20 protein-coding genes and 1 tRNA gene are annotated in these 22480 nt (G+C 70.2%); 14 read left to right on the top strand and 7 right to left on the bottom strand.

Annotated features, from left to right (window positions below; all coding sequences use genetic code 11):
- Positions 1-99: 99 nt before the first annotated feature.
- The 4 genes from SMIR_RS00410 to SMIR_RS00395 all read left to right on the top strand — a co-directional run bounded on the left by SMIR_RS00410 (position 100) and on the right by SMIR_RS00395 (position 3454).
- Entirely contained in the window at positions 100-867 is a 768-nt protein-coding gene (locus SMIR_RS00410; RefSeq protein ID WP_168498356.1) for an NPP1 family protein, read from the top strand.
- 196 nt (positions 868-1063) lie between these two features.
- Positions 1064-2560: a hypothetical protein gene (locus SMIR_RS00405; RefSeq protein WP_249938598.1), complete on the top strand. Its 1497-nt coding sequence runs from the start codon at positions 1064-1066 to the stop codon at positions 2558-2560.
- 136 nt (positions 2561-2696) lie between these two features.
- Positions 2697-2770: transfer RNA gene (locus SMIR_RS00400), tRNA-Pro, on the top strand.
- 327 nt (positions 2771-3097) lie between these two features.
- Positions 3098-3454: an SRPBCC family protein gene (locus tag SMIR_RS00395; protein ID WP_212728506.1), complete on the top strand. Its 357-nt coding sequence runs from the start codon at positions 3098-3100 to the stop codon at positions 3452-3454.
- Between the two features lie 78 nt (positions 3455-3532).
- Here the strand turns inward: SMIR_RS00395 and SMIR_RS00390 are convergent, their stop codons facing one another.
- The gene (locus SMIR_RS00390) at positions 3533-5182 is read right to left on the bottom strand and encodes an FAD-dependent oxidoreductase (RefSeq protein ID WP_168498358.1); all 1650 of its coding nucleotides are present in this window, start codon (positions 5180-5182) and stop codon (positions 3533-3535) included.
- A gap of 254 nt (positions 5183-5436) precedes the next feature.
- Here SMIR_RS00390 and SMIR_RS00385 point away from each other — a divergent pair, with 254 nt between their 5' ends.
- The 7 genes from SMIR_RS00385 to SMIR_RS00355 all read left to right on the top strand — a co-directional run bounded on the left by SMIR_RS00385 (position 5437) and on the right by SMIR_RS00355 (position 10753).
- Positions 5437-6558: a SchA/CurD-like domain-containing protein gene (locus tag SMIR_RS00385; protein ID WP_168498360.1), complete on the top strand. Its 1122-nt coding sequence runs from the start codon at positions 5437-5439 to the stop codon at positions 6556-6558.
- Positions 6559-6627: 69 nt separating this feature from the next.
- Positions 6628-7110 carry a cupin domain-containing protein gene (locus tag SMIR_RS00380; RefSeq protein WP_075030275.1) on the top strand — a complete coding sequence of 161 codons (483 nt, stop codon included), beginning with the start codon at positions 6628-6630 and terminating at the stop codon, positions 7108-7110.
- A complete protein-coding gene (locus tag SMIR_RS00375; RefSeq protein WP_168498362.1) occupies positions 7107-8375 on the top strand; it encodes a beta-ketoacyl-[acyl-carrier-protein] synthase family protein in 1269 nt (422 codons plus the stop codon). The genes SMIR_RS00380 and SMIR_RS00375 overlap by 4 nt, the downstream gene beginning before the upstream one ends.
- Positions 8372-9628, top strand: coding sequence for a ketosynthase chain-length factor (locus SMIR_RS00370; RefSeq protein ID WP_067361020.1), 1257 nt, complete (start codon positions 8372-8374; stop codon positions 9626-9628). The genes SMIR_RS00375 and SMIR_RS00370 overlap by 4 nt, the downstream gene beginning before the upstream one ends.
- A gap of 26 nt (positions 9629-9654) precedes the next feature.
- A complete protein-coding gene (locus tag SMIR_RS00365) occupies positions 9655-9915 on the top strand; it encodes a phosphopantetheine-binding protein (RefSeq protein ID WP_168498364.1) in 261 nt (86 codons plus the stop codon).
- A gap of 2 nt (positions 9916-9917) precedes the next feature.
- Positions 9918-10394: an SRPBCC family protein gene (locus SMIR_RS00360; RefSeq protein WP_101402260.1), complete on the top strand. Its 477-nt coding sequence runs from the start codon at positions 9918-9920 to the stop codon at positions 10392-10394.
- A 26-nt stretch (positions 10395-10420) separates the two neighbouring features.
- Positions 10421-10753: a TcmI family type II polyketide cyclase gene (locus tag SMIR_RS00355; protein ID WP_054232638.1), complete on the top strand. Its 333-nt coding sequence runs from the start codon at positions 10421-10423 to the stop codon at positions 10751-10753.
- A gap of 94 nt (positions 10754-10847) precedes the next feature.
- On the opposite strand, the gene SMIR_RS00350 is transcribed toward SMIR_RS00355, so the two are convergent.
- From SMIR_RS00350 to SMIR_RS00340, 3 genes are all read right to left on the bottom strand, one after another.
- A complete protein-coding gene (locus SMIR_RS00350; RefSeq protein WP_168498366.1) occupies positions 10848-11903 on the bottom strand; it encodes a methyltransferase in 1056 nt (351 codons plus the stop codon).
- Positions 11904-11951: 48 nt separating this feature from the next.
- On the bottom strand, positions 11952-13016 hold the full coding sequence (locus SMIR_RS00345) for a right-handed parallel beta-helix repeat-containing protein (protein ID WP_168498368.1): 1065 nt from the start codon (positions 13014-13016) through the stop codon (positions 11952-11954).
- Between the two features lie 187 nt (positions 13017-13203).
- Complete coding sequence (locus tag SMIR_RS00340; RefSeq protein ID WP_168498370.1) at positions 13204-15423, bottom strand: NADP-dependent isocitrate dehydrogenase; 2220 nt, start codon at positions 15421-15423, stop codon at positions 13204-13206.
- Between the two features lie 213 nt (positions 15424-15636).
- On the opposite strand from SMIR_RS00340, the gene SMIR_RS43150 reads away from it, so the two are divergent.
- Together SMIR_RS43150 and SMIR_RS43145 are read left to right on the top strand one after the other, a co-directional pair.
- Complete coding sequence (locus SMIR_RS43150) at positions 15637-16596, top strand: gluzincin family metallopeptidase (protein ID WP_349636885.1); 960 nt, start codon at positions 15637-15639, stop codon at positions 16594-16596.
- Between the two features lie 17 nt (positions 16597-16613).
- Positions 16614-16946: a hypothetical protein gene (locus SMIR_RS43145; protein ID WP_248003296.1), complete on the top strand. Its 333-nt coding sequence runs from the start codon at positions 16614-16616 to the stop codon at positions 16944-16946.
- A 66-nt stretch (positions 16947-17012) separates the two neighbouring features.
- Here the strand turns inward: SMIR_RS43145 and SMIR_RS00330 are convergent, their stop codons facing one another.
- The 3 genes from SMIR_RS00330 to SMIR_RS00320 form a co-directional block, all read right to left on the bottom strand.
- The gene (locus SMIR_RS00330; RefSeq protein ID WP_101402265.1) at positions 17013-18098 is read right to left on the bottom strand and encodes a mechanosensitive ion channel family protein; all 1086 of its coding nucleotides are present in this window, start codon (positions 18096-18098) and stop codon (positions 17013-17015) included.
- A gap of 296 nt (positions 18099-18394) precedes the next feature.
- Positions 18395-19159 (bottom strand): crotonase/enoyl-CoA hydratase family protein, encoded by a 765-nt coding sequence (locus SMIR_RS00325; protein WP_101402266.1) that lies wholly within the window; start codon positions 19157-19159, stop codon positions 18395-18397.
- Positions 19160-19253: 94 nt separating this feature from the next.
- On the bottom strand, positions 19254-20237 hold the full coding sequence (locus SMIR_RS00320) for a lysylphosphatidylglycerol synthase transmembrane domain-containing protein (RefSeq protein WP_248003297.1): 984 nt from the start codon (positions 20235-20237) through the stop codon (positions 19254-19256).
- 264 nt (positions 20238-20501) lie between these two features.
- Here SMIR_RS00320 and SMIR_RS00315 point away from each other — a divergent pair, with 264 nt between their 5' ends.
- On the top strand, positions 20502-22475 hold the full coding sequence (locus SMIR_RS00315; RefSeq protein WP_249938597.1) for an ABC transporter ATP-binding protein: 1974 nt from the start codon (positions 20502-20504) through the stop codon (positions 22473-22475).
- Positions 22476-22480 lie beyond the last annotated feature (5 nt).

Genomic DNA, 22480 nt, shown 5'->3' with positions numbered 1-22480 from the left:
CTTGCGTTGTCGATGAGAGGGGGAATGGTGATCTGGGCATGCCAATTCGACCGGGTGTGCCCGACCCGCCCCCACATCGCGGTCGATCAGGAGGACGCAGTGAAGAGAAGCTCGCGCATCCGCAAGGTCTCGCTCATCCTCGGCAGTGCGGTCGCATTGGTAGTCGCCTTCCCCGGCAGCGCCCTCGCCGCCCCGCCCCAGGCCCTGCCCGCCAACGCGGACGGACTGGAGCAGACCTTCCAGCCGGCCTTCGACTACGACACGGACGGCTGCTACCCCACCCCGGCCATCGGTCCCGACGGGACGATCAACCCCGGCCTCAACCCGTCCGGCGCCCTCAACGGCCAGTGCCACGATGCCTCGGACCTCGACAACACCAACGGCTACTCGCGCGAGAAGTGCAACAACGGCTGGTGCGCCATCATGTACGGCCTCTACTTCGAGAAGGACCAGGCCGTGCTCGGCAGCGGCCTCGGCGGGCACCGCAACGACTGGGAACACGTCGTGGTGTGGGTGCAGAACAATGAGGCCCAGTACGTCTCCACCTCCGCCCACGGCAACTTCAACATCTACGGCCGTGACCAGATCCGTTGGGACGGGACCCACCCCAAGGTCGTCTATCACAAGGACGGTCTGAGCACCCACTGCTTCCGCCCCGCGAACTCGAACGACGAACCGCCGGAGAACCACTACCACGCCTGGCAGTTCCCGGACCTGGTCGGCTGGAACGGCTACCCCGCCGGTCTGCGCGACAAGCTGAGCGCCTACGACTTCGGCAGTGCCGTCTTCGGCCTCAAGGACGGCAACTTCGACTACCACCTGGCGAAGGCGAAGCCGGCCGGTATCCCGTTCGATCCCAATGCGTGATGCCCCGTCAATTGACGCGACACGCGGATGAGTTGGTGAGGCCATCGGCCACTCTCGACGCGTGATCGTGGCGTACATCACCCCTGGAGGGGGTGGAAACGTGAAGCAGGGCTTCGCGTCTTCATGGCATGCTCACATCTAGTTACTCGCTGGTAATTCCATGCCACCCCCACCCCCCTCAGGACTGATCTTGCGCATCCGCAAGCGGCCCTTGCGCGCCCTCGTGCCCGCACTCGCCGCCTCCGCCCTCTTCCTCGCCGCCGGCTGCTCCGCAGACCCCGGCCAGAGCTCCGCCGCCGAACGGACCCCGGACTCCGGCGCATCCGCGACCGCGACCGCGAACAGCGACCAACCGCTCGCCGTCGCCGCCGCCCCCGCCGCGGCGGCCACCTCGACCGCCGTCGCGCGCCCCGGTACGGCCGGCGGGAAGGCCCGCAAGACCTCACTCAAGGTGAAGTCGTACGACAGTCACACCCGACGAGCCGTCATATCCACCGTCGGCAAGGGAACTTCATCGCCGTCCCCGACCGGGACCCCGACCCCCGCGGGCACCGCGACGCCGGGCCGCACCGCCGTCGGCGATGTCATCGCCAGTGCCCCCGCGCCCGGCGCCCCGGACGGACTCCTCGCAAAGGTCACCAAGGTGATCGGTGAGACGGCCGACGGCACCGAGGTCCAGACCGCGCCGACGACCCTGGACACGCTGCTGGGTGACGACGACGCGAAGGGCACCGTCCCGGTCGACCCGGCCTCCTTCGACGTCGAGCGGCTGCTGCCCGACGTGAAGGTCTCCTGGGCGAAGACGGGAGACATCCACTCCGGCCCCGAGGGGACGAAGGTCCCGCTCGGCAGCCTGCGGGTCGATGTCGCGACGAAGGTCGCCACGGCCGAGGGGGCACCGGCCTCGGCGGCCGCATCCGTGTCCGGCTTCGTCCAGGTCAAGCCCGAGGTGGACTTCTCCTACGGAGGCGGCAGCTCCACCGCCTCCACCGCCTCCACCGCCTCCACCGCCTCCACCGCCTCCAACGGTTCCACCGGCTCCGCCGCTTCCGGACCGGGGGCGGCCTACCTCGGCGTCTCCGGCGACTGGACCTCGCAGTGGGCGCTCAAGGGGCGCGCTGCCGCCTCCACCAAGCCGGTCCGGCTGCCGTTCGCGAAGCTGCACGCCGACCCCGTCCTCCAGGTCGGCCCCATCCCCGTCGTCGTGAACCTCGACCTGACCTGCTACTTCGAGATCAGCGGCGACGGCAACGTCACCGTCGACGTCGAACAGGACCTCAAGGGCGACTTCAAGGCTGGCGGCACCTTCGGCACGGCGGCGGGCTGGACACCGGTCAACGAGTCCCACATGGACAGCTCTCCGGTCCGTACGTCCGTCACGACCGCAGGAAGCGTGAAGGCGGCCCTCGGCGCACAGGCCACCGTCGGCCTGTACGGCACCGTGGGCGTCACCGCCGACCTGGCCCCCTACCTGCGCGGTGACGCCGCGGGCACGGTCACCGCGACCACCCCGGTCGGCTCCGAGGCCAAGTCCGACGTCGCGGCGAGTGGTTCCTGGGCCCTCTACGGCGGCCTCGACCTGAGCGGCACCCTCCAGATCCAGCTGGCCATCTTCGGCACCCCCGTCATCCAGCACGCCATCCCCCTGGGCACACTGCACCGGGAGTGGAAGCTCGCCGACGGCAAGATGTAGGTCCGGCGAACGCGGCTCGCGCCGCGCCGTGACCAGCGCCCCCGCACCCGCCGTACCTTCACGTGTGCGGGGGCGCCCCCTCACGTGCGGTAGGGTTTACCTGCACGATCACGCGGAACACCGCGGGTGAACGCACCGGGACGTGGCGCAGCTTGGTAGCGCACTTGACTGGGGGTCAAGGGGTCGCAGGTTCAAATCCTGTCGTCCCGACGGTGCGAAGGGTCTTCGCAGGCGAGAGCCTGCGGGGACCCTTTTCGCGTGGAACCTTCCGGCTTCGGGGTTGAGCATGGGTGGAGGAGCCTGTCGACAGCGAGGCCCGTCCCGGCAAGGGACCCGCCGAGGACGCTGTGTCGCCGACCTCAGGTGCGACCCTTCGGCGGACGGCCGACACGACCGTTTCGTCCTCGAAGCAGATCCACGCCGGCTTTTCGCCACCGTCGTCTGTCACACGAGCCTGCCCCGCCGTGTCCACATGATTCCCTCTGCCTGTTGGTCGACACCACAACTGCGATGCTCAGGTCATATCCGGAGCTGAGCATGGACGACGTGTCCTTCCACTTGGTCGAGGCTCGCGGCCGCATCCTCCCCGAGGGGGCGACAAGCCTGCCGGACGAGGTGTTCGCGGTGCTGCGCGTGGTCGACGACTGGCCCCTGTGGTGGCCCGGAGTGCGGCGGGCTCGCCGTATCGATGAGCAGTCGGGGGCGTTCCTGTTGCCCTCGCTGCTGCCGTTCGACCTCCACCTCACCATCACCGGCGCGTTCGAGGACACGGAGTCGAGGGTGCTGCGCGGAGTGGTCGGCGGGGACCTGGAGGGTGTGTCGGGGTGGAGCGGGGGTCAGGAGGCTCGGCGGGCACGCCAGGAGGACCGGCGGCCGGGTACCCGTTCCGAGTGAGACCCTCGGCTCGGCCGGAAACGGGTACCGGCGCGCTCTGCCGACGCGGACGTCGGGATCACGGTGTGACCGGAGCCGTCAGCCCCGGTCCAGGATCGCCGCGAGAGCCTCCCGCAGTGCCGTTTCCGGGTTCGCCGATGGGCCCTCGGAGCGCCAGGCGACGAATCCGTCAGGGCGGACCAGCACCGCCCCGTCCTCGGTGACGCCGTGCACCTCCGCCCAGTCCGTGTCGCTCGCGGGGGAGAACTCCGCGCCGGGGCCGCTGCCGATCCGGTACGCGTCGAGCGGGACGGACAGCCGCTGGGCGACGTCCTTCGCCGCGCTGTGCCACTTGTCCGACGAGGTCAGGAGCACCATGGACCGCTCGTACAGGTCGAGGGTGGAGACCCGGGTGCCGGCGCGGTGCAGCCACATGTGCGGTGCCCGGCTGCCGGGCTCGCCGGTCAGGCGCAGGCCGTCGGGGACGATCGGTGCCGACTGGTCGGCGCCCAGGACCGCGCCACGCGGATAGCGGTAGGCCAGCGCCACGTTGAGGATGCCGCCCTTCTTGCCGCCGGGGCCGGCGGCTCCCGGGGCGGGGATGTACCCGGGGTGGCTGTGCTCGACCGAACGAGACGAGGCGCGGGCGCTGGTCGCCTCCGCGACCGGGCGGCGCTCGGCGTCGTAGGACTTCAGCAGTCCGGGACCGGCCCAGCCGTCCAGCACGGCGGCCAGTTTCCAGGCGAGGTTGTGCGCGTCCTGGATACCGGTGTTGGAGCCGAACGCACCGGTGGGGGACATCTCGTGGGCCGAGTCGCCGGCCAGGAACACCCTGCCGTCCGAGTAGCGCTCGGCGACCCGCTCGGCGGCGTGCCAGGCGGCCCTGCCGGTGATCCGCACATCGAGATCGGCTACGCCCACGGCGCGTCGGATGTGGTCCGCGCACCGCTCGTCGGTGAACTCCTCCAGGGTCTCGCCGTGTTCGGGGTGCCAGGGCGCGTGGAAGACCCAGTGCTCCTTGTTGTCGACCGGCAGGAGCGCCCCGTCGGCCTCCGGGTTGGTCAGGTAGCAGACGATGAAGCGCCGGTCGCCGACGATGTCCGCGAGGCCCCGGGAGGTGAACGTGACGCTCACGTTGTGGAACAGGTCGCCCGGTCCGCTCTGCCCGATGGCGAGCCGCTCGCGGATCGGGCTGCGCGGGCCGTCCGCCGCGACCAGGTAGTCCGCGCGGACGGTGCTGTGCTCGCCCGTCTCCCGGCTCTTGAGCTGCGCGGTGATCCCGTGCACGTCCTGCTCGAACGACAGCATCTCGGTGGAGAACCGCAGGTCTCCGCCCAGCTCCCGGGCGCTCTTCAGGAGCACCGGCTCCAGGTCGTTCTGGCTGCACAGGCACCACGCGCCGGGGCTGAAGCGGGCGAGCCCGCCGCCCGGGTCGATCTCCTTGAACAGCCATTCACCGGCGTCGCCCACCAGCGTCGGGGTCTGCATGATGCCGTGGTTCTCCGCCAGGACCGACGCGGCCTCCTCGATGCGCCGCTGCACCCCGGCCACCCGGAACAGCTCCATCGTGCGCACGTTGTTGCCGCGCCCACGCGGATGGATCGAGGTGCCCGAATGGCGTTCGACCAGCAGGTGCGGCACACCGAGCCGGCCCAGGAACAGCGAGGTGGACAGGCCCACCAGGGAGCCGCCGACGATGAGGACCGGCGTGTGCTGACCGACCTCGCCGGCCTCTTCCAATCGGTTCATTGATTGCCTCCAGCGTCACCCGCGAGGTGAGTCAGGGATGGGATGCCGGCCGCTTTGAACGGCCATCAGTTTCCATGCCCTGTGCGGAGAGGATCGCGCGCTCCGGGCACCCGGATGGCACACAGTTCACTCGTCCGCACCGGCGGGCTCGCGCGCCTCGGGGGTCGCGTCAACGATCGGCACATGGCGACCCCGGCCTTTGGGACACGGCGGTCGTTCCTGACCTTCCGTGAAGAAGAGAAGAGGTGTGCCGGATGACTACTTCGGGACGTATATCGCAATCGGCGTTCGACGGCTCCAGGCTTCGGGTGATTCTGCTGCTGGACCTGTACGAAGGCGCCCAGGAGCAGTTCCTCGACGCGTACGAGCACATGCGCAATCAGGTGGCGTCCGTCCCCGGACATCTCAGCGACCAGCTCTGCCAGTCGATCGAGAACCCCTCGCAGTGGCTCATCACCAGCGAATGGGAGAGCGCCCCGCCCTTCCTCGCCTGGGTGAACAGCGAGGAGCACGTCGAGACGGTCCGGCCGATGCACAACTGCGTCCGGGACACCCGCTCGATGCGCTACAGCATCCTTCGGGAGACCAGCCCCGCCCAGCCGAACGGCCACAAGTCGGCCCAGGCGGGTATGCAGGTCGAGGCTCGGGTGGGCGAAGGTGTGGCACGCCACGCACTCACCTTCACCGTCAAACCGGGCACCGAGTCGAAGGTCGCGGAGATCCTCGCCGGATACGAGTCCCCCCAGGCCCAGGTCGACGACACCACGCGGCTGCGGCGCACCTCCCTCTTCATGCACGGCAACCGTGTCGTGCGTGCGGTGGAGGTGGAGGGCGACCTCATGGCGGCACTGCGTCACGTCGCCCGTCAGCCCGAGGTACGGGCGGTCGAGGAGGCCATCAACCCGTACCTGGAGCAGGACCGGGACCTGAGGGACCCCGACTCGGCGCGGGTCTTCTTCACCCGGGCCGCGCTGCCGTCCGTGCACCACGTGACGTCCGGCCGCAAGGCACCCGAGGACGTGCGCCGCCACGCGCTCTACTACCCGGCCAAGCCAGGCTGCGGGATGGAGCTTGCCAGGTTGCTCGCCCACCAGGACGAAGCCGCGGCGGAGGACCCGAAGAGCCCGGTGTACCGGAGCACGGTCTTCCAGCGTGACGACATCGTGGTGCGTCTCATCGACGTGACGGGCGAACTGGACGCGGACCCCGTCGCCGCGCTCGGAGTCAAGGGCGCGAAGAAGGCCGCGGAGCTGGAGCGTCTCCTCGACGGTGCCGCGATCGGCGTCGAGGGCTCCCTGGAGACGGAACGCAACATCAACCGCCTCCTGTCGCACGTCGACATGATGCCCGTCACCGACCGCTCGGCGGATTCCTGACAGAGGGCCGCGGCTCCGTCCGCGGCCCTCCCTCCCCGGACGTCACTGCCCCACCCGGAGGTATCAAGCATGTTCAAGAAGCATCCACGCATCGTGGACCTGAGCGAGACGGAACCCAACCGCAGGCGCGGAGGCGACATCCGGGCCATGCTCACGCCCGCCACGGCGGGGTCCACCAGCGGCTTCATGGGCCTGGCCCTCATCCAGCCCGGCGAGCGCATCGGTGAGCACTACCACCCGTACTCCGAGGAGTTCGTGTACGTCGTCAACGGCGCCCTCGAAGTGGACCTGGACGGCGACACCTTCGCCCTGCGGCCCGATCAGGGTCTGCTGATCCCGATCAACATGCGGCACCGCTTCCGCAACGTCGGCGACACGGAAGCCCGCATGGTCTTCCACCTGGGCCCGCTCGCTCCGCGTCCGAGCCTCGGCCACGTCGACACGGAGGTGACCGACGACACCGCGCCCGGCCCCGAGTTCGCCACCGCCGGGGCGGACCTGTCCGCGCCGGACCACGGACAGCCGTCCGAGCGAAGTGGGGCCATAAAGTGACCCGGCGGGTGGCCGTCACCGGTATCGGTGTGGTCGCTCCGGGCGGCACCGGGGCGACGGCGTTCTGGGACCTCCTGTCCAACGGCCGCACCGCGACCCGTGGCATCTCGCTGTTCGACCCGGCGGGCCTGCGTTCCCGCATAGCCGCCGAATGCGACTTCGACCCGCTCGCGCACGGCCTCGACCCGGAGCTGAGTGAACACGCCGACCGGTACATCCAGTTCGCGGTGGTCGCGGCCGGGGAAGCCGTCCGCGACTCCGGACTCGACACCGGCAAGGAGGACCCCTGGCGGGTCGCGGTCTCCCTGGGCAGCGCCGTCGGCGGCACCACCCGCCTGGAACACGACTATGTCCAGGTCAGCGAAAGGGGCCGGCGGTGGGACGTGGACCACCGCGCGGCCGACCCGCAGCTGCACCTGGCGTTCTCGCCCAGCACGCTGGCCTCGGTCGTCGCCGAGGAGTTCGGTGCCCAGGGACCGGTGCAGACCGTCTCCACCGGCTGCACCTCCGGACTCGACGCGGTCGGCTACGCCTTCCACACCATCGAGGAGGGCCGGGCGGACGTCTGCATAGCCGGGGCGTCGGACTCTCCGATATCCCCGATCACCATGGCCTGCTTCGACGCCATCAAGGCCACCTCACCCAACAACGACGACCCCGAGCACGCCTCCCGGCCCTTCGACGCCCACCGCAACGGCTTCGTCATGGGCGAGGGCGGCGCGGTACTGGTCCTGGAGGAGTACGAGCACGCCCGAGCCCGCGGCGCGCGCATCTACTGCGAGATAAGCGGCTACGCCACCTACGGCAACGCCTACCACATGACCGGTCTGACCAGTGAGGGGCTGGAGATGGCCCGGGCGATCGACACCACGCTCGCCCAGGCCCGCGTCGACCCCACCCTGATCGACTACGTCAACGCGCACGGCTCGGGCACCCGACAGAACGACCGGCACGAGACCGCCGCGGTCAAGCGGTCCCTGGGCGAGCACGCCTACAAGACGCCCATGAGCTCCATCAAATCCATGGTGGGGCACTCGCTTGGCGCGATCGGCGCGATCGAGGTCGTCGCCTGCGTCCTCGCCCTGAAGCACCAAGTGGTGCCGCCCACGGCGAACTACGAAACTCCCGACCCCGAGTGCGACCTGGACTACGTGCCGTGCACCGCACGTCCGCGGAAGCTGAACAACGTGCTCTCCGTGGGCAGCGGATTCGGCGGATTCCAGTCCGCGGTGCTCCTGACCGGGCCGGGTGGGAGGAACCGATGACCACTCAGCGCACTCAGCGCCCCCGGCGCGCGGCCATCACCGGCATCGGTGTGATCGCGCCCAACGGACTGCGCGCCGACGCGTACTGGAAGTCCGTCAGAGAAGGCCTCGTCGTCCTGGACCGGATCACCCGCGAGGGATGCGAGCACCTGCCGCTCCGTATCGCGGGCGAGGTCCGGGCCTTCGACGCCGCGGCCCTCATCGAGGAGCGGTTCCTCGTCCAGACGGACCGCTTCAGCCACTTCGCGATGGCAGCGACCGTGCTCGCCCTCGACGACGCCGGCCTCGGCCACGGTGACCCCGCGGACCCGTACGACATCGGCGTGATCACCGCCGCCGGATCAGGTGGCGGCGAGTTCGGACAGCGCGAGCTCCAGAAGCTGTGGGGCCAGGGATCCCGGTACGTGGGCCCGTACCAGTCCATCGCCTGGTTCTACGCGGCCAGCACCGGCCAGATCTCCATCCGGGGCGGCTTCAAGGGGCCCTGTGGAGTGGTCGCGAGCGACGAGGCGGGTGGCCTGGACTCCATCGCGCTCGCCGCGCGGGGTGTACGGCGCGGCACCGGGGCGGTGGTCGTCGGATCCGCGGAGGCCCCCCTCGCCCCGTACTCGATGGTGTGCCAGCTCGGATATCCCGAGATCAGCACCGCCGAGGATCCCGGTCAGGCCTATCGGCCCTTCACCGCGGGAGCGTGCGGCTTCGCTCCCGCGGAGGGGGGAGCCATGCTCGTCGTGGAGGACGAGACCCGCGCCCGTGAGCGCGGGGCGGCCGTCCGGGCCACCGTGGCCGGCCATGGGGCCACGTTCACCGGAGCCTCCCGCTGGGAGCGGTCCAGAGAGGGTCTCGCCCACGCGATCCGTGGCGCCCTCGACGAGGCCGGCTGCGCTCCGGAGGAGATCGACGTCGTGTTCGCCGACGCCCTGGGCGTTCCGGAGGCGGACCGCGCCGAAGCCCTGGCCATCGCCGACGCCCTCGGTAAGCACGGCACCCGGGTCCCCGTCACGGCGCCCAAGACGGGCATCGGGCGGGCCTACTGCGGGGCACCCGTGCTGGACACCGCGGCCGCGGTGCTCGCCATGGAGAACGGTCAGGTACCCCCCACCCCCAACGTGTTCGACATCTGCCACGACCTCGACCTGGTGATGTCGAGCGCTCGCCCCGCCGAGCTGCAGACGGCCCTGGTCCTCAGCAGGGGACTGATGGGCTCCAACGCGGCGCTGGTAGTGCGCCGCGGCGGCGACTCCGCCCGATAGGACCGGGCGGGAAGGAGAACAGACCCATGATCACCACTGAAGTGACCCTCATCGAACTGGCCTCGCTGATGAAGAAGGCGGCCGGAGTCTCCGTCGACCCCAACGACCTCGAGAAGTCGTCGGACTCCCCGTTCGGCACCCTCGGCCTCGACTCCCTCGGCCTGCTCGGCATCGTCGGTGAGCTGGAGAACCGGTACAGCCAGCCGCTGCCCCCCGACGCCGAGCGCTGCAAGACCCCCCGTGAGTTCCTCGACCTCGTCAACAACACCCTCAAGGCTGGAGCCTGAAAGTGGCAGGACACACCGAGAACAGCATCACCATCGACGCCCCTCTCGACCTCGTCTGGGACGTGACCAACGACATCGAGAACTGGCCGCAGCTCTTCAGCGAGTACGCGTCACTGGAGGTGCTCTCCCGCGACGGCGACACGACGAAGTTCCGCCTGACCATGCACCCGGACGAGAACGGCAAGGTCTGGAGCTGGGTCTCGGAGCGGACCGTGGACCGTGCCAGGCGGACGGTCCGCGCCCGCCGCGTCGAGACGGGCCCCTTCGACCACATGAACATCCGGTGGGAGTACGAGGAGACCCCCGAGGGCACCCACATGCACTGGGTGCAGGACTTCGCGATGAAGCCCGAGGCCCCGGTCGACGACGCCTGGATGACCGACAACATCAACCGCAACTCCCGCGTCCAGATGGAGCTCATCCGGGACCGGATCGAGAAGGTCGCCCGCGACCGTCAGAACGCGCCGTTGCCCGGCTGACAGCCGAAGCCCAGGAAGGACATCCGATGCACCACGCCCTCATCGTCGCGCGCATGGCGCCCGACTCGGCCCCGGCGATCGCCGATGTGTTCGCCGCCTCCGACCGCGGTGAACTCCCGCACCTGATCGGCGTCAAGCGGCGCAGCCTCTTCCAGTTCGGTGATGTGTACATGCACCTCATCGAAGCCGACAAGGACCCGGCGCCCGCCATCGCGAAGGTGGTCGGGCACCCCGAGTTCCGGAGCGTCAGCGAGCAGCTGTCGGCGTACGTCAGCGCGTACGACCCGCAGACGTGGCGCAGCCCCAAGGACGCCATGGCCCAGTGCTTCTACCGCTGGGAGCGGGACGCCGTCTCCTGAGGCGAACGCCCGGACACAACCCGAGGCCGCCGACCCCGCGATGGACGCGGAGCCGGCGGCCTCGGGTTTTTCCCGGTGCGCCGGGAAGGCCGGATCAGCCGGGGATCGTGCACTCGAAGGCGTGCAGATACGCGTTGACCGGACGGAACTCGTCGATGACGAGCCCCGCGTCCGTCAGCCGGTCGACCATGCTCTGTCGGGTGTGCTTCGCACCACCGACATTGAGGAGCAGCAGCAGGTCCATGGCCGTGGTGAACCGCATCGACGGGGTGTCGTCCACGAGGTTCTCGATGACGACGACGCGGGCACCGGGCGGCGCCGCCTTGCGGACGTTGGCCAGTGCCCTGCGGGTGCTGTCGTCGTCCCACTCCAGGATGTTCTTGATGATGTACAGGTCCGCCTGGACCGGGATGTCCTCACGGCAGTCCCCGGCCACGACGCGCACCCGCTCGGCCAGCGAACCGCCGCCGCGCAGCCGGGGATCGGCGTTCTCCACCACTCCGGGCAGGTCGAGCAGCGTGCCGTGCATCCCGGGGTGCTTCTCCAGCAGGCTGACCAGGACCTGGCCCTGACCGCCGCCGATGTCCGCGACCGAGGACACGCCCCGCAGATCGAGAAGGTTCGCCACGTCCCGCGCCGACTGCTCGCTGGACGTCGTCATGGCCCGGTTGAACACGTACGCCGACTCCGGGGCCTCTTCGTTGAGGTAGTCGAAGAACTCCCGCTCGTACACGTCCTCGAAGACGTTCCGGCCGGAGCGCACCGCCTCGTCGAGCTTCGGCCAGACATTCCACGTCCACGGCTCGGTGCACCACAGGGCGATGTAGCGGAGGCTGTGCGGGTCGTCCTCGCGCAGCAGCCGGGACATCTCCGTGTGTGCGAACGTGCCGTCCGGGAGTTCGGTGAAGACCCCCTGGCAGGACAGCGCGCGCAGCAGCCGCCGCAGGGTCTTCGGTTGGGCCTTCACTGTCGCCGCCAGGTCCTCCACGCGCATGGGCGTGTCGCCCAGGGCGTCCGCCACGCCGAGGCGGGCGGCCGCGCGTACGGCGGCGGCGCACGCCGCTCCGAAGGCGAGCTCCCGCAGCCGCATGGAGGGCGGCGGGGGAGCCGGATCGACCGTGGTCGGGGGAGCCGGATCAACAGTGGTCATGGTCGTGCCTCGCTTCTGGGGTCGTGCTGGTGGGGGGAGGGGGAGGGGTCAGCACAGTCCGGCGGGCTCGGAGTGCGCGCAGGTGTTGCCGTGGAAGGTGTTGCCCTTGCCCTTGACGCGGTCGCGGTTGGCGAGGTCGGCCTTGCCGTTGCGCTGCACCACGTTGTCGCGGATCTCGTTGCGCTCGTTGACGGCGCCCACGAAGCTCTTGTAGAGCACGATGCCGCCGGACAGCGGGGAGGTGCCCACGTTGTCCTCGACCCTGTTCTCCGCCACCAGTGTCTTCTCGGCGCCGGTGAGGACGATCCCGGAGCCCTGCAGGAAGGGCAGACGGGGGGTCTTGGGGCAGTACTTGTTGTTGGCGTGGACGTAGTTGCGGAGCACGCTCAGCGCCCCGACGCGCGGCTTGTTCTCGTCGCCCACGACGAACACCGCGGCGCAGTTGCCGGTCGCCTCGTTGTGATCGACGGTCAGGTTCCGCAGCCGTCTGACCGTGACGCCGATCCGGTTGCCGGCCAGAAGGTTGTGACTGACGACCGTCCCCAGGGTGTCCCGGGCGCCCTCCTCGGTGCTGACCGTGTTGGACAGGAACAGTCCGGCGTCGCCGTTGTTCCGGGCGAGGTTGTAGCGGAACACCCCGCGCACGGAGCGCTCCTGGGCGATGCCCCACTGGCCGTTCTTCTCGGCGACCACGTCCTGGACCGTCAGCCGGTCGGTGCCCGACGCCCACAGGCCCTGCTTGGCGAAGCCTCTGAGGGTCAGTGAGCTGACGGTGACGCCCTTGACGCGGTTTTTGTCCGTTCCGGTGACACAGATGCCGTTGCCGGCCTTGGCGCAGCTGCTGTCGGAGGCCTTGCCCGGCACGATGACGGTGGCACGGGCACCGGACCCGCGCAGCGTCAGGTTCGCCACCGTGACGCGGACGCTCTCGTGGTAGGTGCCGGGGAAGAGGAAGACGGTGTCCCCCGGTTGTGCGGAATTCACGGCCTTCTGGATCGACTCGCCGGGGTGGACCGAGTGCACCGTCCGGTGCTCGGCCGACGGGGCGGCACCCAGCACCGACGCCGTGACGGCTGCGGTGCAGGCGAGGTAGGCCATCTGTCGTTTCGTCATAGGCCGAAGCTAAGAGCGGGTGTTCCGGCCCGCCACCGCTGATCACCCAGGTGGACCGCCGATGTCACCTGCCTGCGCGCGTAAGGGTGAGCCGTCGGGGGCAGAGGCGTCGGCGGACACGCGACCGCCCCGGCCGGAGAGCCCGGCCGGGGCGGTGCGGTGGTGACGCGTGGGCGCCGACGGTGTGTCAGGCGAGGGTCGCGAGCGTCGCGTTCCAGGTGGCCGAGGGGCGCATGACGGTCGTGGCCTTGGCCGGGTCGGGCTGGTAGTAGCCGCCGATGTCGGCGGGCTTGCCCTGGACCGCGAGCAGCTCGTCGACGATCGTCCGCTCCTGCGCGGTCAGCGTCTCGGCGAGCGGGGCGAACGCCTTGGCGAGGTCCGCGTCGTCGGTCTGCTTGGCCAACTCCTGTGCCCAGTACAGGCCCAGGTAGAAGTGGCTGCCGCGGTTGTCGATGCCGCCGACGCGACGGGTCGGCGACTTGTCCTCGTTGAGGAAGGTCGCCGTCGCGCGGTCGAGGGTGTCGGCGAGCACCTGGGCGCGTGCGTTGCCCGTGCTCTGCGCGAGGTGCTCGAAGCTGGCCGCGAGGGCGAAGAACTCGCCCAGGCTGTCCCAGCGCAGGTAGTTCTCCTTGACCAGCTGCTGGACGTGCTTCGGGGCGGAGCCGCCGGCACCCGTCTCGAAGAGGCCGCCGCCCGCCATCAGCGGAACCACCGAGAGCATCTTGGCGCTGGTGCCCAGCTCCAGGATCGGGAACAGGTCGGTCAGGTAGTCACGCAGGACGTTGCCGGTGACCGAGATGGTGTTCAGGCCCTTGCGGATGCGCTCCAGGGAGAACTTCGTCGCCTCGACCGGGGACAGGATCTTGATCTCCAGGCCCTCGGTGTCGTGCTCCGGCAGGTACGCGTTGACCTTCTCGATCAGCTGCGCGTCGTGGGCGCGGGTCTCGTCCAGCCAGAACACCGCCGGGTCGCCGGTGGCGCGGGCGCGGGTGACGGCCAGCTTCACCCAGTCCCTGATCGGGTCGTCCTTGGTCTGGCAGGCGCGGAAGATGTCGCCCGCGCCGACGGCCTGCTCCAGGACCACGTTGCCGGCCTGGTCGACGAGGCGGACCGTGCCGGTGGTGGGGATCTCGAAGGTCTTGTCGTGGCTGCCGTACTCCTCGGCCTTCTGCGCCATCAGACCGACGTTCGGCACCGAGCCCATGGTGGACGGGTCGAAGGCGCCGTGGGCGCGGCAGTCGTCGATGACGACCTGGTAGACGCCGGAGTAGCTGCTGTCCGGGAGGACGGCGAGGGTGTCGGCCTCCTGGCCGTCCGGGCCCCACATGTGGCCGGAGGTGCGGATCATCGCCGGCATGGAGGCGTCGACGATCACGTCGGAGGGGACGTGCAGGTTGGTGATGCCCTTGTCCGAGTCGACCATCGCGAGGGCCGGGCCCTCGGCGAGCTCGGCGTCGAAGGACGCCTTGATCTCGGCGCCCTCGGGCAGCGCCTCGAGGCCCTTGAAGATGCCGCCCAGACCGTCGTTCGGGGTCAGACCGGCGGCGGCGAACGTCTCGCCGTACTTCGCGAACGTCTTGGGGAAGAAGGCGCGTACGACGTGGCCGAAGACGATCGGGTCGGAGACCTTCATCATTGTGGCCTTGAGGTGCACGGAGAACAGCACGTCCTCGGCCTTGGCACGGGCGATCTGCGCCGTGAGGAACTCGCGCAGCGGCGCGACGTGCATGACGGACGCGTCGACGACCTCGCCCGCGAGGACGGGTACGGACTCGCGCAGCACGGTGGTGGAGCCGTCGTCGCCCGCCAGCTCGATGCGGAGCGAGCCCGCCTCGGAGATCACCGCGGACTTCTCGGTGGAGCGGAAGTCGTCGGCGCCCATGGTGGCGACGTTGGTCTTGGACTCGGGGCTCCAGGCGCCCATGCGGTGCGGGTGGGTCTTGGCGTAGTTCTTGACCGACGCGGGGGCGCGGCGGTCGGAGTTGCCCTCGCGCAGGACCGGGTTCACGGCGGAGCCCTTGACCTTGTCGTAACGGGCGCGGATGTCGCGCTCCTCGTCCGACTTCGGGTCGTCCGGGTAGGCCGGAAGCGCGTAGCCCTGCTCCTGGAGCTCGGCGACCGCGGCCTTCAGCTGCGGGATCGAGGCCGAGACGTTGGGCAGCTTGATGATGTTGGCCTCGGGCGTCTTGGCCAGGTCACCGAGCTCGGCAAGGGCGTCGGGAACGCGCTGGCCCTCCTCGAGGAACTCGGGGAAGAGCGCGAGGATGCGCCCGGCCAGCGAGATGTCACGGGTCTCCACAGTGACACCCGCCTGCGAGGCGTAGGCCTGGACGACCGGCAGGAACGAATACGTCGCCAGGGCCGGGGCCTCGTCAGTGTGCGTGTAAATGATGGTCGAGTCAGTCACCGGGTGCTCCGCTCCACGTCTGCAACATTGCTCGACATCAAGATATCTCGTGAACGACCCCGGCTCGACAGGGGTCCGTCCGCCATCGCCGTGAACAAGAAATGGCTCGTCGCACGCAACCGCCCTCAGCGCGCTCGCGCTCCTGCTGGACGAACGCCCACCTGACCAGCTCGTCCTTCCGAACGAAAGCGAACCGGGAGATATCGCACGAGAGTGACGGCCCCCGCTGCCGCGCTGATCGGCACGGCCGCGGCGCTCACCGCGGGGACCTGGGCGGCGCACGCCCAAACCCCCGGCCTTACGGGGTGGGGGCACCTCCGGCGCGGAGACCCTGCCCGATCCCGATCCCGATCCCGATCCCGTCTTCCCGGCTCTCGGCAACGACGGCTACCGCGTCACCGCGTACCACCTCGACTTCTCGCTCGACGCGTTCGGTCTGGACATCCGTTCCGTGCGGTCGGCGGCCGCACGGCGATATTCGAACAGATAAACGAAAAGCTGCGGGTCACCCCGGCGCGCCCTGTGCAGGAGCACGCCCGGGTGACCGTCCGCGTCGAGTACTCCGCCGACCCGAGCCGCACGCTCGCGCACACCGGCTGGGTCGTCACCTCCGACGGATTCGCGGTCTGCGCCCAGCCGAACTCGGCCCACACCGTCTTCCCCTGCAACGACCACCCCACGGACAAGGCGGCCTTCGGCTTCCGCGTCACCGTCCCCAGCGGTCTGCGCGGCGTCGCGAACGGCCCCCTGGTCCGCACCGAGAACCTGGACGGCGACAGGACCGCGTACATCTACCGCTCATGCCACCCCATGGCCACGGAGCTGGTGCAGATCACGGTCGGCGACTACACGGTCAAGGACCGGCGGGGGCCACACGGCCTGCCGCTGCGGGACGTCGTCCCGACCACGCGGGCCGCCGCCCTCGAACCCGCGCTCGACCTCACCCCAGGCCTGGTCGAGTGGGTGGAGCGGTGGCTCGGATCGTTCCCCTTCGAGACGTACGGTCTGCTGCCGTGCAACTCCGACGATCCGAAGGCCTTCGACTTCACGGGCCTGGAGACGCGGACTCTCACGCTCTACAAGCCGAACTTCCTGCTCCCGGAGGAGGGGAAGATCGGCGCGCACCTGATGCACCCGCTACGAGCTGCGGCTGGCCCGACTCGCTCGGCCTGACCAGCATGGAAGCCCGGATGAAGGACACGTACGCCAGGGGCGACCTGTGGCGGCGGTCCTCGGGGCCGGTCGCGGCGCCGAACGCCGTGAACCTCTTCGACAACCAGCGCTACCTGGGCGGCGTCCTGGTGCTGTACGCGCTGTGCGAGCTGGTCGGCGAGGACGCCTTCCACCGCATCGAGCGCACCTTCCTGGAGTGCCACCGGGGCTCCTCCGCGAGCACCGAGGACTACATCGCCATCGCCTCCGAGGTCTCGGGGCAGGACCGGTCCGCCCCGGTGCCCCCGGGCCTGCTCGCGCCGCGCAACCGTGAGCCCGGCCACTACCCCGACTCGACCGCCACCCTCTGACGGCACACGGACCGGCCCTGACGGCACACGGACCAGGGAGCCGGGCCGGGCTCGCCGCGCCCGGCTCTACCTCCCCGACGTGACCTCGCGCTGGTGCGGGATGCCCGCCTCCAGCAGTTCGGCCCCGCCCGGCTGCAGCGCCACCGTCCGCGTGGGCGCCGGGATCCGGATGCCCTCGTCCCGGTACCGCTTGTGCAGGCGTTTGATGAACTCGTGCTTGATCCGGTACTGGTCGCTGAACTCCCCGACGCCGAGGATGACGCTGAAGCTGATGCGGGAGTCGCCGAAGGTGTGGAAGCGGACGGCGGGCTCGTGGTCCGGGACCGCGCCGGTGATCTCGGTCATCGTCTCGGTGACGACCTCCGTGGTCACGCGCTCGACGTGCTCCAGGTCGCTGTCGTAGCCGACGCCGACCTGGACGATGAGAGTCATCTGCTGCTCGGGGCGGTTGAAGTTGGTCATGTTGGTGCCCGCGAGCTGGGCGTTGGGGATGATGACCAGGTTGTTGGAGAGCTGACGGACCGTCGTGTTGCGCCAGTTGATGTCGACGACGTAGCCCTCCTCGCCGCTGCTGAGGCGGATGTAGTCGCCGGGCTGGACCGTCTTCGAAGCGAGGATGTGGACGCCCGCGAAGAGGTTGGCGAGGGTGTCCTGAAGGGCGAGCGCCACCGCGAGACCGCCCACACCCAGTGCCGTGAGCAGCGGGGCTATGGAGATGCCCAGCGTCTGCAGCATGACGAGGAAGCCCATCGCCAGCACCACGACCCGGGTGATGTTGACGAAGATGGTGGCCGAACCCGCGACACCCGAGCGGGACTGGGCCAGCGACCGGACGAGGCCGGTGATGACCCGGGCCGCGGTCAGGGTCGCGACGAAGATGAGGACTACGGTCAGGACCCTGTTGACGTTGCGTCCGACCGGAGCCGTCAGCGGAAGCACCGCGCCCGCCGCCGAGACGCCCGCGGCGATCGCTCCCCAGGGGACGAGCGTGCGCAGCGCGTCGACGATGAAGTCGTCACCGCTCCACCGGGTGCGCGAGGCGTGCTTGCCGAGCCAGCGCAGCAGTATGCGCAACAGGAACGCGGCCAGCAGACCCGCCACCACGGGGATCCCGGCCATCATCAGGTCGTCCAGTGTGAGGGAGTGTTTCACCGGCCGCCTCCCGTGCGACGGAGGGGAAGGCCCGCGGGCCGGATGTGCTGTGTCGTCACTTGCCACCTGCTCGAATCCGGGAATGCACGATCACGCCCGGACGTGTGTTCGTCGTCCGGGGCGATCTCTCATCCTGCCGTACTCACGGGTACGTCCGTTACCGGGCCCACACGTCTCCGGCACACCTGCCGGCCCGTCACCAGGGCCTCGGTCGGGGCTGATCCGATCGAGACCGATCCGATCGAGGCCGATCCGATCCAGCCGACGGGCCGCGACACAGTACAGGCCCCGACCCGCTACCTCGCCGTGAACGAGCCGTGCCGCCCGGCTCCCGAGGCGAAGCGGGCGGCGCCCTCCATGCCCTCGGCCAACACATCCATGCCGTAACGGAGTTCGACGCGCATGGCCGCCGCCTCGACCAGGCCCTCCTGGTCGAGGACCGACGCGCGGTCGCTGCGCAGACAGGACTGGGGGAAGTCGGCGATGGCCGCGGCGAGTTCCTCGGCCTCGGCCCGGGCGCGGCCGGTCGGGACGAGCCGGTTGGCGAGGCCCATCTCGTACGCTTCGGCGGCCGGGACCGCGCGGCCGGTGAGGATCATGTCCATCGCACGGCTGGCGCCGATGAGGCGGGGGAGCCGTACGGTGCCGCCGTCGATGAGCGGGACGCCCCAGCGGCGACAGAAGACGCCGAAGACGGCGTCCTGCTCGGCGACCCGTAGATCGCACCAGAGCGCCAGTTCCAGGCCGCCCGCCACGGCATGCCCCGCGACCGCCGCGATGACCGGCTTGGACAGCCGCAGCCGGGTGGGACCCATCGGCCCGTCACCGTCCTGCGCGACCCTGTTGCCGTGCTCGGTGCCGATCGCCTTGAGGTCCGCGCCGGCGCAGAACGTGCCGCCCTCGCCCCAGAGCACCGCCACCCGAGCCGTCTCGTCCGCCTCGAACTCCCGGAAGGCGTCGGCGAGTTCGGCGGCGGTCGGGCCGTCCACGGCGTTGCGGGCGGCGGGGCGGGAGAGGACGACCGTGGTGACGTACCCCTGGCGTTCGATCCGGACCGACATCGTGCTGTCCCCTTCTCGCGGCCGTGTACGCCTTCTTCTGAGCGGCGTACGGGGAGGTTACTCCGGAGCTGCCGGCGGCGCGGATCCGTGCCGCTCAGATCACCTTCAGACGGACCAGCGCCCCCAGCGTCAGCGCCCCGGGCAGCAGCGGCACCCACACCGTGATGATCCGGTACGCCAGCACGACCGCCGTCGCCACGGCCACCGGGCCGCCCGCCGCCACCAGCGCGACGATCAGCGCGGCCTCCACCGAACCGATGCCGCCCGGCGTGGGCACCATCGCGACGGCCGCCGTCGCCGCCAGATACGCGAGCGCCATGTGCAGGGGCGGCACCGCCAGGTTCATCGCCTGACCGACCGCGGTCAGCCCGGCGGCCTGCAGCAGCGGGAAGGCGAGCGATCCGCCCCACAGGGCGAGCGCGCGTGCCGGACGGGAGTGCACGGAGCGGGCCTCGCCGAGCGCGGTGCGCAGGAACGAGAACACGGCCCTGCGCAGCCGTCGCACGAGAAGAAGCGTGGCCACCGCGGCCAGGAGGACCACTCCCGCGGCGAGCAGCAAGGGGCCGATCGCGCCTGAGGGGAGGAGGGATCCGATGTGCAGGGCTCCGGGGAACGCGATGAGCAGGCCCACCAGGAGGGTGAGCCGTGCGATCGACTCCGCGAGCATGTAGAGCGCGAGCGCGGCGGAGGAGCGGGCGAGCGGGACGCCGCACACGGTCATGAAGCGCAGATTGACCGCGCTGGCACCAAGACCGGTCGGCAGCAGGTGGTTGGCCGCGCCCGCGGCGAACTGGGTGGCGAGCAGCCGGCGCGCGGGCAGGCGCTGCACGACCGCGCCCTGCCGGGCGGAGGCCGCGGCGACCCAGGTCAGGCAGGTCGCGACGGCGGCGGCCAGCAGCCACGGCCATTCGGCCGAGCGTAGATGGCCGAAGCCCTCCATGAGGACGGACCGATGCCGCGCCGCGACGACCAGGACGAGGGCGAGCGGGATCAGGCACAGGACCGACCTGAGCGGGAAGCGTCGGGATCCTTGGGGGAACCCCTGGGGAAGCTTCTGGGGAAGTCGAACCGCTGTCACATCGGGAGAGGTTCTCCACGCCGCGCCAACGGGGGGTTGCGGGCGCGCGTCCGGCGGCTGACGTGCCGGGCAAGGTGCGGGAGAGGGCGTCGCCGTCGTGGGTGCCGTCATGGATTCCTTACTGTGTTCTTCGCCGTGTTCTGCGACGCGTTCCTCGGTGTGTTCCTCGGTGTGTTCCCGCGCGCTTTCCGTCGTGTGCGTGGAATTCGTCCAGGAAGCATTGACCTCAACGACGCTTGAGGTCCTACGGTCACTCCCATGAGCATGGAGAGCACAGCCTGGACCCAGCTGTACAGCGTCATGAACGCGCAGCAGGAGCGCCGTCCCTTCGCCCGCGCGACCCTGCGTCGCATCGCCGCCTTCGCCCGTCCGCATCGCCGTCGTATCGGCCAGTTCGTGGTCCTCAGCGTGCTGACCGCGCTGCTGGCCGTCGCGACGCCGGTGCTCGCGGGGCGCGTCGTGGACGCCATCGTGTCCGGCGGCGACGAAGCCACCGTCATCCGCCTTGCCGTGCTCATCGCACTCATCGCGCTCGCCGAGGCGGCGCTCGGGCTCCTCGGCCGCTGGCTGTCGGCGACGCTCGGCGAGGGGCTCATCCTCGATCTGCGGACGGCTGTGTTCGATCATGTGCAGCGCATGCCGGTCGCGTTCTTCACACGTACCCGTACGGGCGCGCTGGTCAGTCGACTCAACAATGACGTGATCGGCGCCCAACGCGCCTTCAGCAACACACTGTCGGGAGTCGTCAGCAATCTCGTCACCCTGCTGCTCACCCTCGCCGTCATGCTCACCCTGTCCTGGCAGATCACCCTGCTCGCGCTGGTGCTGCTGCCGGTGTTCGTGGTGCCGGCGCGGCGGACGGGCAGCCGGATGGCACGTCTGCAACGGGAGGCGGCGAACCTGAACGCGTCGATGGGCACCCGGATGACCGAGCGGTTCTCCGCGCCCGGCGCCACGCTCATCAAGCTCTTCGGGCGGCCCGAGGACGAGTCCGCGGAGTTCGCGGCGCGGGCCCGGCGGGTGCGGGACATCGGGGTGCGTACGGCGATGGCGCAGTCGGCGTTCATCACGGCCCTCACGCTGGTCTCCGCCCTGGCCCTCGCGCTCGTGTACGGGCTCGGCGGCTGGTTCGCGCTGCGCGGCAGCCTGGAGCCGGGCGCCGTCGTCTCACTGGCGCTGCTGCTGACCCGCCTGTACGCCCCGCTCACCTCGCTCGCCGGGGCGCGCGTCGAGGTCATGAGCGCCCTGGTGAGTTTCGAGCGCGTCTTCGAGGTGCTCGACCTCAAGCCGCTCATCGAGGAGAAACCGGACGCCCGTACGGTCCCGGAAGGGCCGGCGGCCGTGGAGTTCGAGGACGTCCGCTTCGCCTACCCCTCCGCCGACAAGGTCTCCCTCGCCTCCCTGGAGGAGGTCGCAGCCCTCGACACCCGGGGTGGCGCCGAGGTCCTGCACGGCGTGTCCTTCCGCGCCGAGCCCGGCCAGACCGTCGCCCTCGTCGGCTCCTCCGGCGCCGGCAAGTCGACCATCGCCCAACTGCTGCCGCGCCTGTACGACACCGACGAGGGCACCGTCCGTATCGGCGGCGTCGACGTCCGCGACCTGAGCGCCGAGTCGATGCGCGAAACCCTCGGCATGGTCACCCAGGACGGTCACCTCTTCCACGACTCGGTACGCGCCAACCTGCTCCTGGCCCATCCCTCCGCGACGGAGGACGACCTGTGGGACGTACTGCGCAGGTCCCGTCTCGAAGACCTCGTACGCTCCCTGCCCGACGGCCTCGACACCGTGGTCGGCGAGCGCGGCTACCGTCTCTCCGGCGGCGAGCGCCAGCGCATGACCATCGCCCGGCTGCTGCTCGCCCGCCAGCGTGTCGTCATCCTCGACGAGGCCACCGCCCATCTGGACAACACCTCGGAGGCGGCCGTCCAGGAGGCGCTCACCGAGGCGTTGGAAGGGCGTACGGCCGTGGTGATCGCGCACCGGCTGTCCACCGTGCGGACCGCTGACGTGATCCTCGTCGTGGAGGCCGGGCGGATCGTGGAGCGGGGCACGCACGAGGAGTTGCTCACGGCGGAGGGCCGGTACGCGGAGCTGTACCGCACTCAGTTCAAGAAGGACCGGGAAGTCACGAAGGACCGGGAGGTCGGTAGGGACCGGGAGATCAGCGAGGGCCGGGAAGTCGGCGAGGACCGGGACGGCGTGGCGGAGATCGTTGTCGCGGGGGAGGCGATCCCGTAGGACCG

Origin of the sequence: Streptomyces mirabilis, assembly GCF_018310535.1 — a bacterium.
Classification (GTDB): Bacteria; Actinomycetota; Actinomycetes; order Streptomycetales; family Streptomycetaceae; genus Streptomyces.
This window is presented reverse-complemented; position numbering and strand designations above follow the sequence as displayed.